The sequence below is a fragment of the Kluyvera sp. CHPC 1.2972 genome (assembly GCF_036759925.1).
Taxonomy (GTDB): Bacteria; Pseudomonadota; Gammaproteobacteria; order Enterobacterales; family Enterobacteriaceae; genus Kluyvera.
The window spans coordinates 1-15,849 of record NZ_JAPKIB010000013.1 but is presented as its reverse complement, the minus strand read 5'-3'; the positions used below and the strand labels follow the sequence as shown (position 1 = coordinate 15,849).

12 protein-coding genes and 1 riboswitch are annotated in these 15,849 nt (G+C 55.8%); of the genes, 8 read left to right on the top strand and 4 right to left on the bottom strand.

Going from position 1 to position 15,849, the window contains the following annotated elements; genetic code table 11:
* Window positions 1-115: 115 nt before the first annotated feature.
* Both ppc and argE read right to left on the bottom strand, forming a co-directional pair.
* Entirely contained in the window at window positions 116-2,767 is a 2,652-nt protein-coding gene (ppc, locus tag V6944_RS17700) for a phosphoenolpyruvate carboxylase (RefSeq protein ID WP_333499911.1), read from the bottom strand.
* Window positions 2,768-3,078: 311 nt separating this feature from the next.
* Entirely contained in the window at window positions 3,079-4,230 is a 1,152-nt protein-coding gene (gene argE, locus V6944_RS17695; protein WP_333012782.1) for an acetylornithine deacetylase, read from the bottom strand.
* A 153-nt stretch (window positions 4,231-4,383) separates the two neighbouring features.
* Between argE and argC the strand changes: the two genes are divergently transcribed.
* The 4 genes from argC (at window position 4,384) to oxyR (ending at window position 8,871) form a co-directional block, all read left to right on the top strand.
* Window positions 4,384-5,388, top strand: coding sequence for an N-acetyl-gamma-glutamyl-phosphate reductase (gene argC / locus V6944_RS17690; RefSeq protein WP_333499910.1), 1,005 nt, complete (start codon window positions 4,384-4,386; stop codon window positions 5,386-5,388).
* A gap of 12 nt (window positions 5,389-5,400) precedes the next feature.
* Window positions 5,401-6,174 carry an acetylglutamate kinase gene (gene argB, locus V6944_RS17685; protein WP_185668789.1) on the top strand — a complete coding sequence of 258 codons (774 nt, stop codon included), beginning with the start codon at window positions 5,401-5,403 and terminating at the stop codon, window positions 6,172-6,174.
* A 111-nt stretch (window positions 6,175-6,285) separates the two neighbouring features.
* Complete coding sequence (gene argH, locus V6944_RS17680) at window positions 6,286-7,659, top strand: argininosuccinate lyase (RefSeq protein ID WP_333499909.1); 1,374 nt, start codon at window positions 6,286-6,288, stop codon at window positions 7,657-7,659.
* Window positions 7,660-7,953: 294 nt separating this feature from the next.
* Window positions 7,954-8,871: a DNA-binding transcriptional regulator OxyR gene (gene oxyR, locus V6944_RS17675; RefSeq protein WP_333499908.1), complete on the top strand. Its 918-nt coding sequence runs from the start codon at window positions 7,954-7,956 to the stop codon at window positions 8,869-8,871.
* Here oxyR and sthA read toward each other — a convergent pair.
* Entirely contained in the window at window positions 8,854-10,254 is a 1,401-nt protein-coding gene (gene sthA, locus V6944_RS17670; protein WP_064540302.1) for a Si-specific NAD(P)(+) transhydrogenase, read from the bottom strand. The two genes, oxyR and sthA, sit on opposite strands and share 18 nt — an antisense overlap.
* A 197-nt stretch (window positions 10,255-10,451) precedes the next feature.
* On the opposite strand from sthA, the gene fabR reads away from it, so the two are divergent.
* Window positions 10,452-11,087, top strand: a complete 636-nt coding sequence (gene fabR / locus V6944_RS17665; protein WP_185668785.1) for an HTH-type transcriptional repressor FabR — start codon at window positions 10,452-10,454, stop codon at window positions 11,085-11,087.
* 15 nt (window positions 11,088-11,102) lie between these two features.
* Entirely contained in the window at window positions 11,103-11,459 is a 357-nt protein-coding gene (locus V6944_RS17660) for a YijD family membrane protein (RefSeq protein ID WP_185668784.1), read from the top strand.
* Between the two features lie 34 nt (window positions 11,460-11,493).
* Here V6944_RS17660 and trmA read toward each other — a convergent pair whose 3' ends face one another.
* Window positions 11,494-12,594: a tRNA (uridine(54)-C5)-methyltransferase TrmA gene (gene trmA, locus V6944_RS17655; RefSeq protein ID WP_333499907.1), complete on the bottom strand. Its 1,101-nt coding sequence runs from the start codon at window positions 12,592-12,594 to the stop codon at window positions 11,494-11,496.
* A gap of 114 nt (window positions 12,595-12,708) precedes the next feature.
* A riboswitch (cobalamin riboswitch) is annotated at window positions 12,709-12,897 on the top strand.
* A gap of 65 nt (window positions 12,898-12,962) precedes the next feature.
* On the opposite strand from trmA, the gene btuB reads away from it, so the two are divergent.
* Both btuB and murI read left to right on the top strand, forming a co-directional pair.
* Window positions 12,963-14,846: a TonB-dependent vitamin B12 receptor BtuB gene (gene btuB / locus V6944_RS17650; RefSeq protein ID WP_333499906.1), complete on the top strand. Its 1,884-nt coding sequence runs from the start codon at window positions 12,963-12,965 to the stop codon at window positions 14,844-14,846.
* Window positions 14,791-15,648 (top strand): glutamate racemase, encoded by an 858-nt coding sequence (gene murI, locus V6944_RS17645; RefSeq protein WP_333499905.1) that lies wholly within the window; start codon window positions 14,791-14,793, stop codon window positions 15,646-15,648. Before btuB ends, murI begins: the two co-directional genes overlap by 56 nt.
* Window positions 15,649-15,849 lie beyond the last annotated feature (201 nt).

Genomic DNA, 15,849 nt, shown 5'->3' with positions numbered 1-15,849 from the left:
AAAAAAGGCCACAAAGAATGTGGCCTTTTGGCGTGCAGATCGCCCGGATGACGCCGGGGCTGCACCGTGCATATTCCCGGCGTCGCTTCGCTCGGCCGGGCTACATGGGGGGAGATTAACCGGTGTTACGCATACCCGCAGCAACGCCCGCGATGGTGACCATCAGCGCCTGCTCAACGTTATGGTTTGGCTCCAGACCTTCTTCTTCCGCTTTACGTGAACGGTGCAGCAGTTCGGCCTGCAGAACGTTCAGCGGGTCAGTGTAGACGTTACGCAGCTGGATAGACTCGGCAATCCACGGCAGGTCGGCCATCAGATGCGCATCGTTGGCGATATCCAGCACCACTTTGATGTCGGCTTCCAGCTGCTCACGCAGCTCGGTGCCCAGACCCCACAGCTCTTTTTTCACCAGACGCTGATCGTAGTATTCCGCCAGCCACAGGTCAGCCTTCGAGTAGACCATCTCCAGCATGCCCAAGCGGGTAGAGAAGAACGGCCAGTCGCGACACATGGCTTCCAGTTTGCTCTGTTTACCGTCTTCAACCACTTTTTGCAGCGCCGCGCCGGCACCCAGCCAGGCTGGCAACATCAGGCGGTTTTGCGTCCAGGCGAAGATCCATGGAATCGCACGCAGTGACTCGACGCCGCCGGTAGCGCGACGTTTTGCCGGGCGTGAACCCAATGGTAGTTTGCCCAGCTCCTGCTCCGGCGTGGCGGAGCGGAAGTACGGTACGAAATCTTTGTTTTCACGCACGTAGCCGCGGTACATCTCGCAGGAGATATCCGACAGTTCGTCCATGATGCCGCGCCACTCTTCTTTTGGCTCCGGCGGTGGCAGCAGGTTCGCTTCCAGAATGGCGCTGGTGTACAGCGACAGGCTGCTGACGGTGATTTCCGGCAGACCGTATTTGAAGCGGATCATCTCGCCCTGTTCGGTCACGCGCAGGCCGCCTTTCAGGCTGCCCGGAGGCTGAGAGAGCAGTGCCGCGTGCGCCGGGGCGCCGCCGCGGCCGATAGAGCCACCGCGACCGTGGAACAGCGTCAGCTCGATGCCCGCTTTCTCACAGGTTTTGATTAAGGCGTCCTGCGCCTGGTACTGCGCCCAGGATGCCGCCATTACGCCCGCATCTTTGGCGGAGTCAGAATAGCCAATCATGACCATCTGCTTGCCCTGAATAAAGCCGCGATACCAGTCGATGCTCAGCAGCTGAGTCATGACGTCGTCGGCGTTGTTCAGGTCGTCGAGGGTTTCGAACAGTGGAGCCACCGGCAGCGCGAAGGTAATGCCCGCTTCTTTCAGCAGCAGGTGAACGGCCAGCACGTCGGACGGCGTTTTCGCCATGGAGATAACGTAGGCGGCGACCGAGCCGATAGGCGCATCGACAATCGCTTTACAGGTATTGAGGACTTCGCGGGTTTCGTTGCTTGGCTCCCAGCTACGCGGGAGAAGCGGACGTTTGGAATTCAGTTCGCGGATCAGGAAGGCCTGCTTGTCGGCTTCAGACCAGCTTTCGTAGTCGCCGATGCCCAGATAGCGGGTCAGTTCGCCCAGCGCTTCGGTGTGACGGGTGCTTTCCTGGCGCACGTCGATACGCACCAGCGGCACGCCAAAACACTTCACGCGGCGCAGGGTGTCGAGCAGTTCGCCGTTGGCGATAATGCCCATCCCGCAGGCCTGCAGTGATTTATAGCAGGCGTACAGCGGTTCCCACAGCTGCTCGTTCTGGCTGATAAGGCCCGCCGGTTTCGGCAGACGCTCACCTTTCAGGCGCGCTTCCAGCCACGCCTGGGTCGCCAGCAGACGGGTACGCAGGTTTTTCATCAGGAAACGGTACGGCTCGGTAGCACCCGCTTCGCCAACCAGTTCGCGCAGTTCGTCGGTGCACTCAACCATCGACAGTTCAGAAATCAGGATCTGAATATCTTTCAGGAACAGGTCGGTCGCTTTCCAGCGGCTGAGCAGCAGGACGTGGCGGGTGATTTCTGCGGTCACGTTCGGGTTGCCGTCGCGGTCGCCGCCCATCCAGGAGGTGAAGCGTACCGGCACGAAATCAACCGGCAGCTGGTAGCCGAGGTTCTCTTCCAGCTGTTCGTTCAGCTCACGCAGATAGTTTGGTACGCCTTCCCACAGGCTGTTTTCCACTACCGCAAAGCCCCATTTGGCTTCATCAACCGGGCTTGGGCGGTGTTTACGAATTTCATCGGTGTGCCAGGATTGGGCAATCAGCTGGCGCAGACGGCGCATCACCTGATTGCGTTCGTAGTCGGCGATATCGGTATTATCGAGCTGCTTTAAGCAGTTGTTGATCTCACCCATTTTGTGAATCAGCGTACGACGCGTGATTTCAGTTGGGTGCGCGGTGAGCACCAGCTCCAGCGACAGGGATTCAACGGCTTTTTTGATGATCGTTTCGTTGAGATCGGGTTGGTCTTTGAGTTTACGCAGGGTACGAGCAATCACTTCCGGGTTGCTTGCCGCTTCGCCTTTCGGCGAAATGCTATGGTACTGCTCGGCGGTGTTGGCCAGGTTCAGGAACTGACTGAACGCGCGCGCGACCGGCAGCAGCTCATCGTTGGACAGGTTCTGCAGCGTGGTGAGCAGCTCTTGGCGATTGGCTTCATTGCCCGCACGAGAAGATTTGGACAACTTACGGATCGTTTCTACACGGTCAAGAATGTTCTCACCAAGCGCATCCTTGATGGTATCGCCTAGCACTTTACCGAGCATACTGACATTACTACGCAACGCGGAATATTGTTCGTTCATTAACCCAGACACCCCATCTCATTTTATTTTGTTATATCCCAACCCCTGGAACGTAAGGGCGAGATAAAGACACCTCTTTTATAAAGCCACGTAAAAACCCGTACGTCAATTGCTGCGAAATCGCTTCAGCAAACGAATAAATCGCGGCAATTTATGAAAGTTAATTCGCATCGTGCCAGATAAGAAATGCTTATGAAAATGTGAAGGAGATCGCGGGAACGCGGGGGCGGAAAGGTGCCGGATGGCGCTGCGCTTATCCGGCCCACAGGTGGGGTAGGCCCGGTAAGCATGGTGCCCCCGGGCAAAATTCATTAGTGCCAGCAGAAGTGATGCACGACCTGGGTAATTAACTCGCGCGTCGGCTTAATAAAGCGCGTTTCCAGATATTCGTCCGGCTGGTGCGCCTGGTTAATTGAGCCTGGACCCAGGACGATGGTTGGACACAAGGTCTGGATAAACGGCGCTTCGGTGCAGTAGTTCACCACTTCGGTCCTGGTACCGAGCAGTTTTTCCAGCACCTGAACCAACTGGTGATCCGGCGGGCATTCGTAGCCTGGAATCGGCGGATGCAGTTCGCTAATGGTCAGACGGCCCGGCCACTGCGCGCTGACCGGCTCAAGGGCTTCGTCGAGCAGGCCGTTCAGATCGTTCAAGGTCATGCCCGGCAACGGACGGATGTCCATGTGCAGTTCGCAACAGGCGCAGATGCGGTTAGAGGCGTCACCGCCGTGAAGGCTGCCGAGGTTGAGCGTTGGATACGGCACGGTGAACGCGTCGTAGTGATAGCGCTCTTTCAGTGAGTCGCGCAGCTGCATCACGCGGCCAATCGCGTCATGCATGATCTCAATGGCATTGACGCCGCGCGCCGGATCGCTGGAGTGGCCGGACTGGCCCATCACGCGGATGGCGTTCGACATATGACCTTTATGCGCGCGCACCGGCTGCAGTGAGGTGGGTTCACCGATGATGGCGCAGTCCGGGCGCAGTTCGGTGGATTCGGAGAAGTAGCGAGCCCCCGCCATGCTGGTCTCTTCATCGGCGGTGGCCAGGATATAGAGCGGCTTTTTCAGCGTCGTCACGTCAACATCACGCAGCGCATCCAGAATAAAGGCGAAGAAGCCTTTCATGTCGGCGGTGCCCAGACCGTAGAGCTTGTTGTCATGCTCGGTGAGGGTAAACGGGTCACGGGTCCAGCGCCCGTCGTCGAATGGTACGGTATCAGTATGACCGGCCAGCAGTAGCCCGCCCGCGCCGTGTCCGGTGCTGGCCAGCAGGTTGAATTTATTGCGCGTGCCGGGAACCGGCTGCACCTCAACGTTGAAGCCTAACGAGGCAAACCAGTCAGCAAGCAGAGTGATTAAAGACGCATTGCTCTGATCGAGCGCTTCTTCGGTTGCGCTGATGGAAGGAGTGCCGATCAACGCACGGTAAATCTCGATAAATGGGGGTAAATTGTTTTTCATTGTTGACACACCTCGGGTCATGATAGTATCAATATTCATGCAGTATTTGTGAATAAAAATACATTATCATTAGGCGTAAGAAAACCCACCAACGGTAGGGTGAATAGAAAACGCTTAATCAGGCAAACAGACATAAGAAGGTGAGCAGCCCCGATGTTGAATACGCTGATTGTGGGCGCGAGCGGTTACGCTGGCGCAGAGCTTGTGACCTATGTAAATCGCCATCCTCATATGAACATAACCGCTTTGACGGTCTCAGCGCAAAGCAATGATGCAGGAAAGTTAATCTCCGATTTGCATCCACAGCTGAAAGGGATTGTCGATCTGCCGCTGCAGCCGATGTCCGACATCAGCGAATTCAGCGCCGGTGTTGATGTGGTGTTCCTGGCGACCGCCCACGAAGTGAGTCACGATTTGGCCCCGCAGTTCCTCGCGGCAGGCTGCGTAGTATTCGACCTTTCCGGTGCGTTCCGCGTCAACGACGGCGCCTTCTATGAAAAATACTACGGCTTTATCCATCAGCACCCTGAGCTGCTGGCGCAGGCGGTGTACGGCCTGGCCGAGTGGAGCGCCGAGGCGTTGAAAGAGGCGAACCTGATTGCGGTGCCGGGCTGTTACCCGACGGCGGCGCAGCTTTCCCTGAAACCCCTGATTGATGCCGATCTCCTGGATCTCAACCAGTGGCCAGTGATCAACGCCACTTCCGGCGTGAGCGGTGCCGGGCGCAAAGCCGCTATCTCCAATAGCTTCTGCGAAGTGAGCCTGCAGCCGTACGGCGTGTTCACTCATCGCCATCAGCCAGAAATCGCCAGCCACCTGGGCACAGAGGTGATTTTCACCCCGCATCTGGGCAACTTCCCGCGCGGTATTCTGGAGACGATTACCTGTCGTCTGAAGCCGGGCGTGACCTACGCGCAGGTGGCAGAAACCTTACAACAGGCCTACGGTGACAAGCCGATGGTACGTTTATACGAGAAGGGCGTTCCGGCACTGAAAAACGTGGTCGGCCTGCCGTTCTGCGATATCGGTTTTGCCGTGCAGGGCGAGCACCTGATCGTTGTGGCGACCGAAGACAACCTATTGAAAGGCGCTGCCGCACAGGCCGTGCAGTGCGCCAATATCCGTTTCGGCTTCGCTGAGACGCAGTCTCTTATTTAAGGTGTGATGACGATGAATCCATTAATTATCAAACTGGGCGGTGTGTTACTGGATAGCGAAGAGGCGCTGGAGCGTCTGTTTACCGCACTGGTGAACTACCGCGAGTCGCATCAGCGCCCGCTGGTGATTGTCCACGGCGGCGGCTGCGTAGTGGATGAGCTGATGAAACAGCTCAACCTGCCGGTGAAAAAGAAAAATGGTCTGCGCGTCACGCCTGCCGATCAAATCGACATTATTACCGGCGCGCTGGCGGGTACCGCCAACAAAACGCTGCTGGCATGGGCGAAGAAGCATGATATCGCCTCCGTTGGCCTGTTCCTCGGCGACGGCGACAGCGTGCAGGTGAGCAAACTGGATGAAGAGTTGGGCCACGTGGGTCTGGCGCAGCCGGGTTCGCCTAAACTGATTAATCTGCTGCTGGAAGGTGGTTTCCTGCCTGTGGTGAGCTCTATCGGCGTGACCGCCGAAGGGCAACTGATGAACGTCAACGCTGACCAGGCGGCAACCGCGCTGGCGGCTACGCTTGGCGCAGACCTGATTCTGCTCTCCGACGTGAGCGGCATTCTCGACGGTAAAGGCCAGCGTATCGCGGAAATGACCGCAGCGAAGGCAGAACAGTTGATCGAGCAGGGCATTATTACCGACGGGATGATTGTGAAGGTGAACGCGGCGCTTGATGCGGCACGTACCCTGGGCCGCCCGGTGGATATCGCCTCATGGCGTCACGCGGAGCAACTGCCGGCGCTGTTTAACGGCACACCGATTGGCACGCGTATTCTGGCTTAAGTGATTTTCCCCTCACCCTAACCCTCTCCCCTCAGGGAGAGGGCCGGGGTGAGGGTTGTTTTCAGGCCGGAGACTACCCGGCATAAATAAACGAATTTAAGGAAGCATGTTATGGCACTTTGGGGTGGGCGTTTTACTCAGGCAGCGGATCAGCGGTTCAAACAGTTCAACGACTCTTTACGCTTTGACTATCGCCTGGCGGAGCAGGATATCGTTGGCTCTGTTGCCTGGTCCAAAGCGCTGGTGACGGTCGGCGTTCTGACGGCGGAAGAGCAATCTCAACTGGAAGCCGCGCTGGGCGTGCTGCTGGAAGAAGTGCGGGCAAACCCGCAGCAGATTCTGCAAAGCGATGCTGAAGATATCCATAGCTGGGTAGAAGGCAAGCTTATCGACAAAGTGGGCCAGTTGGGTAAAAAGCTGCACACCGGCCGTAGCCGTAACGACCAGGTCGCGACCGACCTCAAACTGTGGTGCAAAGATACCGTTGCTGAGCTGCTGACGGCTATTCGCCAGCTGCAAAGCGCGCTAGTCGATACCGCGCAGGCCAACCAGGATGCGGTGATGCCGGGCTATACGCACCTGCAACGTGCGCAGCCGGTGACCTTCGCGCACTGGTGCCTGGCCTACGTTGAGATGCTGGCGCGTGACGAAAGCCGTCTGCAGGATACCCTCAAGCGTCTGGACGTGAGCCCGCTGGGCTGCGGCGCGCTGGCGGGTACCGCCTATGAAATCGACCGTGAACAGCTGGCAGGCTGGCTGGGCTTTGCGTCTGCCACCCGTAACAGCCTGGACAGCGTGTCTGACCGTGACCACGTGCTGGAACTGCTGTCTGATGCGTCCATCGGCATGGTGCACCTGTCGCGCTTTGCTGAAGATCTGATCTTCTTTAATACCGGTGAAGCGGGCTTTGTTGAGCTGTCTGACCGCGTGACTTCAGGTTCCTCCCTGATGCCGCAGAAGAAAAACCCGGATGCGCTCGAGCTTATCCGCGGTAAGTGTGGTCGCGTACAGGGTGCGCTGACCGGCATGATGATGACCTTGAAAGGTCTGCCGCTGGCCTACAACAAAGATATGCAGGAAGACAAAGAGGGCGTATTCGATGCGCTCGATACCTGGATGGACTGCTTGCATATGGCGGCGCTGGTGCTGGACGGTATTCAGGTGAAGCGTCCACGTTGCCAGGAAGCGGCGCAGCAGGGTTATGCGAACGCCACCGAACTGGCGGATTATCTGGTGGCGAAAGGCGTTCCGTTCCGTGAAGCGCACCATATCGTGGGCGAAGCGGTGGTCGAAGCCATTGCTCAGGGCAAACCGCTGGAGGATCTGGCGCTGGCTGATCTGCAAAAATTCAGCGCGGTGATTGGCGACGATGTTTACCCAATTCTGTCGCTGCAATCCTGCCTTGATAAGCGTGCAGCAAAAGGCGGCGTGTCGCCGAAGCAGGTGGCGCAGGCGATTAGCGACGCGAAGACGCGCTTGGGTTAATCCTCTGCGCCCCAGTCCCTCTCCCACAGGGCGAGGGGAGCATGTAGCCCGGCCGAGCGCAGCGACGCCGGGTTTTTTACGGCCAAAAAAAAGCGGGCACGGGGCCCGCAAACGTTCATGTTGGCTTTATTTGTCGAGTTTGAGAGAAACTCCGAATCAGTGTGACGACTTCAAGGGTTAAACAAGGGTCACCTGTTTCTGTGCTGTATTATTGAACAGAACGCTTGATAGGGATAATCATTCATTGCTATTCTATCTATCGCCATGAACTATCGTGGCGATGGAGGATGAATAATGAATATTCGTGATCTTGAATACCTGGTGGCGTTAGCTGAACACCGGCACTTCCGCCGGGCGGCAGATTCCTGCCATGTCAGTCAGCCAACCCTGAGTGGGCAGATTCGTAAGCTGGAAGATGAACTGGGCGTCATGCTGCTGGAGCGAACCAGCCGCAAAGTGCTGTTCACCCAGGCGGGGCTGCTGCTGGTGGACCAGGCGCGTACCGTGTTACGCGAGGTCAAAGTGCTGAAGGAGATGGCAAGTCAGCAGGGGGAGACGATGTCCGGCCCGTTGCATATCGGCCTGATCCCAACCGTTGGCCCGTATCTGCTGCCTCATATTATTCCCATGCTGCACCAGACCTTCCCGAAGCTCGAAATGTACCTGCATGAAGCGCAGACCCATCAACTGCTGGCGCAGCTCGACAGCGGTAAGCTGGACTGTGCGATTCTGGCGCTGGTGAAAGAGAGTGAAGCCTTTATTGAGGTGCCGCTGTTCGACGAGCCGATGATGCTGGCGATCTATGCCGATCACCCATGGGCGGAGCGCGATCGCGTGCCGATGTCGGATCTTGCCGGTGAGAAGCTGCTGATGCTGGAAGACGGGCACTGCCTGCGTGACCAGGCGATGGGCTTCTGCTTTGAGGCGGGTGCGGATGAAGATACGCATTTCCGCGCAACCAGCCTGGAAACGCTGCGCAATATGGTGGCGGCGGGAAGCGGGATTACGCTGCTGCCAGCGCTAGCCGTGCCGCAGGAACGCCAACGCGATGGCGTTGTGTACCTGCCGTGCATTAAGCCGGAACCACGCCGCACCGTTGGCCTGGTCTATCGCCCGGGTTCGCCTCTACGCGGCCGCTATGAGCAGCTGGCAGAGGCCGTCCGCGAAACGATGGACGGCCATTTTGACAACGCGTTAAAACAGGCGGTTTAAGCCGTTTAGCGCCGCTACCCGATAGGCTTCCGCCATGGTTGGGTAGTTAAAGGTGGTGTTAACGAAGTACTCAATGGTGTTACCACCACCTTTCTGCTCCATAATCGCCTGGCCGATATGAATAATTTCGGCCGCTCGCTCGCCAAAGCAGTGAATACCGAGGATCTCCTTGGTCTCACGATGGAACAGGATCTTCAGGCTTCCCACGCTCATACCGACGATTTGCGCTCGCGCCAGGTGTTTAAACTGCGCACGACCTACCTCATACGGCACTTTCATCGCGGTCAGCTGCTGTTCGGTTTTACCGACGGAGCTGATTTCCGGAATGGTATAGATACCGGTCGGGATGTCTTCAATCAGATGCGCGGTGGCTTCACCTTTCATCAGCGCCTGCGCGGCAATACGGCCCTGATCGTAGGCAGCAGAAGCCAGGCTCGGATAACCGATAACGTCGCCGACGGCATAGACGTGCGGCAGCGCGGTCTGGTACATGCTGTTCACTTTCAACTGACCGCGGCCATCGGCCTGTAGCCCGATGTTTTCCAGCGATAGCGAATCGGTGTTACCGGTGCGACCGTTGGCGAACAGCAGGCAGTCCGCTTTGAGCTTCTTGCCGGACTTCAGGTGCATGATCACGCCGTCGTCCACGCCTTCAATCTTCTCGTACTCTTCGTTGTGGCGAATCACGACGCCGCTGTTCCAGAAGTGGTAAGAGAGCGAATCTGACATTTCCTGGTCGAGGAAGGCCAGCAGACGGTCGCGGGTGTTGATGAGATCAACCTTAACGTCCATTCCGCGGAAGATAGACGCATATTCGCAGCCGATAACCCCTGCACCGTAGATAATCACGTGGCGAGGTTCGTGGTGCAGGCTGAGAATCGAGTCGCTGTCGTAAATACGCGGGTGGGTAAAGTCGACGTCCGCCGGGCGATAAGGGCGTGAGCCGCAGGCTATCACGAACTTATCAGCGGTGAGCGTTTCGACGGAACCGTCCGGGCACTCCAGCGCGATGGTGTGTTCATCGACGAAGCGAGCGTCGCCCTGCAGCATTTCACAGTGATTACGCTCATAAAAACCCTGGCGCATGCGCGTTTGCTGATTGATTACGCTATCGGCATGATTCAGGATGTCGGCAAATGAGGAGCGGAGAAGTCGGCTGTGGTCGCTGTAGAGAGGGTTCTGGTTGAATTCGATAATACGGCTAACGGCGTGGCGAAGGGCTTTGGACGGGATGGTACCCCAGTGGGTACAGCCGCCGCCGACATTATGATAACGCTCAATAACGGCGACACGGGCTCCTTGCTTCACCAGACCCATAGCAGCACCTTCGCCGCCGGGGCCGGAACCAATTACTATTGCATCATAATCGTAGGAATGTGGCATGGTAAGGCTTACCTGTTCTTATACATAAAAGCAACAGAATCATAACATCATAGAAGTAATAACCCAATTATCGTTGGGCTTTTTTCATACGAAATAGCATAAATAGCATGTAAACAATCATTAACAAAGCTGCGTAAGTCGATTCGTTTTAATCTCTGGTATAGTGCCAGCACGGCTTGTGGAAGGATTCAGTCATCGTGATGGGTGTTAGAGCGCAACAAAAAGAAAAAACCCGGCGTTCGCTGGTGGAAGCGGCATTTAGTCAATTGAGCGCCGAACGTAGCTTTGCCAGCCTGAGCCTGCGCGAAGTCGCGCGCGAGGCGGGAATTGCGCCAACCTCCTTTTATCGTCATTTCCGCGATGTCGATGAGCTTGGGCTGACCATGGTCGACGAGAGCGGCCTGATGCTGCGTCAACTGATGCGCCAGGCGCGCCAGCGTATCGCCAAAGGCGGCAGCGTTATCCGCACCTCCGTCTCAACCTTTATGGAATTTATCGGCAATAACCCGAACGCCTTCCGCCTGCTGCTGCGCGAGCGTTCAGGCACCTCTGCGGCATTTCGTGCCGCGGTCGCCCGCGAAATTCAGCATTTTATCGCGGAACTTGCCGACTATCTGGAAATCGAAAACCATATGCCTCGTGCGTTCACGGAAGCGCAGGCTGAGGCGATGGTGACTATTGTATTTAGCGCGGGTGCAGAGGCTCTGGATGTAAGCCCTGAGCAGCGCCGACAGCTGGAAGAGCGGCTGGTGCTGCAGTTACGGATGATCTCCAAGGGCGCATACTACTGGTATCGCCGTGAACAAGAGAAGATGACACATCAATCCGAATAAGGTGGTAGACGAGCAATGAAACAGTCAGGTCAAGATAAAGGTACGCTGCTGCTGGCGCTGTTGGCTGGCTTATCGATTAACGGGACGTTTGCGGCACTGTTCAGCTCCATCGTACCTTTCTCTATATTCCCTATTATTGCGCTGGTGCTGACGGTTTACTGCCTGCATCAACGTTACCAGAATCGTACGATGCCGGTCGGGTTACCGGGCCTGGCGGCCGCCTGTTTTATTCTTGGCGTGCTGTTGTACAGCACCGTGGTACGCGCAGAGTACCCGGATATCGGTTCTAATTTCTTCCCGGCGGTACTGTCGGTGGCGATGGTCTTCTGGATTGGCGTGAAGTTGCGGAGCCGCAAGCAGGAACAGCAATAAGTTGTAGGCCGGATTATCCGGCCTGCTTTCAGTCTTACTTCTTCGTTAACAGCACACCGCATTCCATATGATGGGTATACGGGAACTGATCGAACAGCGCCAGGCGTGTCACATTGTGCGTCTGGCTCAACGTTTCCAGGTTCTGGCACAGCGTCTCAGGGTTACAGGAGATGTACAGAATGTTCGGATACGCCTGCACCATCTTCTCGGTTTCGCTGTCCAGCCCGCTACGCGGCGGATCGACGAAAATCGTCTCACATTGGTAGCTTTTCAGGTCAATGCCCTGCAGACGGTTAAATTCCCGCACGCCGTTCATCGCCTGAGTAAACTCTTCTGCCGCCATGCGGATGATCTGCACGTTGTCTATCTGGTTAGCGGCGATGTTGTACTGCGCGGCAGCTACGGACGGTTTGGCAATTTCAGTTGCCAAAACGCGGTCAAAGTTGCGTGCCAGCGCCAGCGAGAAGTTACCGTTACCGCAGTACAGCTCCAGCAGGTCACCGTGTGAATTCTGCGTAGCATCCAGCGCCCACTCCAGCATCTGAATATTCATGGCAGCGTTCGGCTGGGTAAAGCTGTTTTCCACCTGACGGTAGACCATCTCTTTACCTGCAACCAACAGACGTTCATCGATATAGTCCTGGTCCAGCTCAATTTTGGTTTTGGTTGCGCGGCCAATCAGGTGCACGTTCAGCCCTTGGGCGCGCAGTGCGTCACGCAGCGCTTCGGCCTGCTCACGCCATTCGTCATCGAGCTTTTTATGGTACAGCAGCGAGACAACAGCTTGATTGCTTAGAGTGGTGAGGTAGTCAATCTGGAACAGCTTGTGGCGCAGCGCGCGGTTATCACGCACAGCATCAAGCACGGCGGTCATCAGCGTGTTGATAAGCTGGCTTGCCGCAGGGAAGGCGTCTACGCGGATGCGGCTCTTGGTCTGCTGGTCAAACATAATGTGGTACAGGTCATCGCCATCGTGCCAGATGCGGAATTCCGCGCGCATCCGGTAGTGGCTGACCGGCGAGCGAAACACCTCCGGCGCAGGCGCGCTAAACGGCGTCATCATCGTTTGCAGGCGAGTGACTTTCTCGGCGAGCTGAGCGTCGTACTGTTCGGTTGGGAGATGTTCGGGGGTCATGATGCATCCTGAATAATAAAAGTACGCGGGGATTGTAGGGCTTGTTCAGGGGATGTCCAGCGCCGATGACGGTGAAAATCATAAATAGCAGTCTGGACATCTATATGTAACTAAATGTAGCATCCCTGTACCGGTCCTGTGAGTTAAAAGGGAACCCAGTGTAAATCTGGGGCTGACGCGCAGCGGTAAGGAAGGTAAGAGATGAGCGCATTTAATGCAGACACTGCGGCGTGCCGTGGGAAGTCATCGCCTCTTTATATATAGCCTCCAAGCCCGAAGACCTGCCGGATAACGTCGCATGGGGTTTTATCGTCGCGAGCAACTGATAAAACCTGCGGCATCCCTTTTCTATTTGGATGCTTTTAAAAATGATTAAAAAAGCTTCGCTGATGACGGCGTTATCCGTCACGGCATTTTCCGGCTGGGCGCAAGACAGCAATTCAGACTCGATGGTGGTAACCGCTAACCGTTTTCAGCAGCCGGTCAATACGGTGTTGGCGCCTACTGATGTGGTCACGCGTGAGGATATTCAACGCTGGCAGTCTAAAGATCTCAATGACGTGATGCGTCGTCTGCCGGGGGTGGATATTTCGCAGACCGGTGGGATGGGGAGTAGCTCTTCTCTATTTGTGCGCGGCACTGAAGCGCGCCATGTGCTGGTGCTGATCGACGGTATTCCGATGGCAAGGGCAGGTATTGGTAACGCTATTGATATTGGCCAGATTCCGGTATCCCTGGTGCAGCGTGTCGAATATATCCGCGGGCCGCGTTCGGCAGTTTATGGTTCCGGGGCAATTGGTGGTGTGGTGAACATCATTACGATGAGTGACGATGAACGTGCGCAGATCAATGCCGGAATGGGGTCGAATGGCTACCAGACTTATGACGGCGCGGTGAATAAACGTTTTGGTGACACGATGGTGACGGCGGCAGGCGCTTACCAGACGACCAAAGGTTTTAACGTTAAACCGGGCTCTCCTTATAGTGGCGATAGCGACCGCGATGGTTATCGCAATAAACTGTTCTGGGGTGCCGTGCAGCACAAATTTGACGATAGCTTCTCGGGATTCTTCCGTGGCTATGGATACACGGCAAATAACGATTACGATCAGGATACGAAATACGGTTCTCCTGAAGGTAATGATGAAGGGCAGAACTATAATCAATCCTGGGACACCGGGCTGCGTTATAATTCTGGCATCTACTCTACCCAGCTTATCGCTAACTATCAGCACCTTAAAGACTATAACTACAGCAGCAATCTTGGGCGCTACGCTGGTCAAGCCACGCTGGATAACATGGAGCAGCGTTACATCCAGTGGGGTAACAACGTTGAGGTTGGACACGGCGCGATCAGCGGTGGCGTTGACTGGAAGCAGGAAAAGCTGACATCCAGCAGCACGACGAACTCTGATGTTTATAAACGCGATACCACGGGGGTTTACCTGACGGGGCAGCAGCAGATCGATACCGTCACGCTTGAAGCATCGGGTCGTGAAGACCACGATGAACAGTTTGGCTGGCACGGTACATGGCAGACCGCTGCAGGTTGGGAGTTTGTTGATGGCTATCGCGCAACGCTTTCTTATGGTACCAGCTTCCTGGCGCCGTCTCTGGGGCAGCAATTCGGTGCGACACGTTATGCATCGCCATATTATTCAGGTATTGCAGCAAACCCGAATCTGAAACCGGAAGAGTCTAAACAATGGGAAGCGGGGATTGACGGGATTACGGGATCGCTGGATTGGAGGCTTTCTGCGTACCACTATGAAATTCAAAACCTGATTGATTATAAAAGTTCGAACAACTTCAACCAGTATATCAACGTGAAGTCGGCCACCATCAAAGGTCTGGAGTGGACGGGGAACATCACAACGGGGCCGGTAGAACATCACCTGACGCTGCAATATGTTGATCCGCGTGATGATGAAACCAATCAGGTTCTTGCTCGTCGTGCGAAACAGCAGGTGAAGTATGAGGTAACCGGGCAGGTTTACGATCTCGGCTGGAATATTGCTTACCAATATTTAGGTCAGCGCTATGACAACAACTATGACGAGACAACAAGTACCTCTAGTCGGGTTAAAATGGGCGGTGTAAGTCTGTGGGATATCGGATTGTCATATCCTGTCACCTCACACCTGACCGTTCGTGGTAAAATAGCCAACCTGTTCGATAAAGATTACGAGACAGCATATGGCTACCCAACTGCAGGACGGGAATACACCTTGTCTGGCAGCTACACCTTCTGAACCACGTCCTACCGTACTGGTGTTTGACTCCGGTGTCGGTGGGTTGTCGGTCTACGATGAGATCCGGCATCTCTTGCCGGATCTCCATTACATCTATGCCTTCGATAACGTCGCTTTCCCCTATGGGGAGAAGAGCGAAGCGTTTATCGTTGAGCGCGTTGTTGAAATTGTCACTGCGGTACAGGCACGTTACCCGCTTTCCCTGGCGGTGATTGCCTGTAACACGGCCAGTACGGTCTCTTTGCCCGCGCTGCGTGACAAGTTTGCCTTCCCGGTTGTGGGCGTTGTGCCGGCTATCAAACCGGCAGCGCGTCTGTCGGCTAACCGTATTGTGGGTTTACTGGCAACGCGGGGTACGGTTAAACGTCCTTACACCCATGAACTGATTGCGCGCTTTGCCAATGAGTGTCGTATCGAGATGCTGGGTTCTGCCGAGCTGGTGGAGTTAGCGGAAGCGAAGCTGCACGGTGAGCCGGTTCCTCTGGAAGAGCTGCGCCGTATTCTGCGTCCATGGCTGCGTATGCAGGAACCGCCGGATACCGTCGTGCTCGGCTGTACTCACTTCCCTCTATTACAGGATGAGTTACTGCAGGTGCTTCCCGAAGGTACCCGATTGGTAGATTCCGGTGCGGCAATTGCGCGTCGTACAGCCTGGTTGCTGGAACATGAAGCGCCGGATGCGAAATCCAGCGATGCAAATCTGGCTTACTGCATGGCGTTGACGACAGAAACTGAGCAACTTTTACCCGTTTTACAGCGTTACGGCTTTGAAACGCTCGAAAAACTGCCTGTTTCAGCCTGATTTGAGCAAAAAAGAGACGGTTGAAAAGTTTTTTTAAAACAGGGCTTGTCAACGTCTCAGAACTCCCTATAATGCGCCTCCACTGACACGGAACAACGGCAAATAAGCCGCCGGGTCAGCGAGGTTCTCCTGAGAATCTCGAGAGGCGAAAGCGAAAATAAATGCTTGACTCTCAAGCGGGAAAGCGTAATATGCACATCC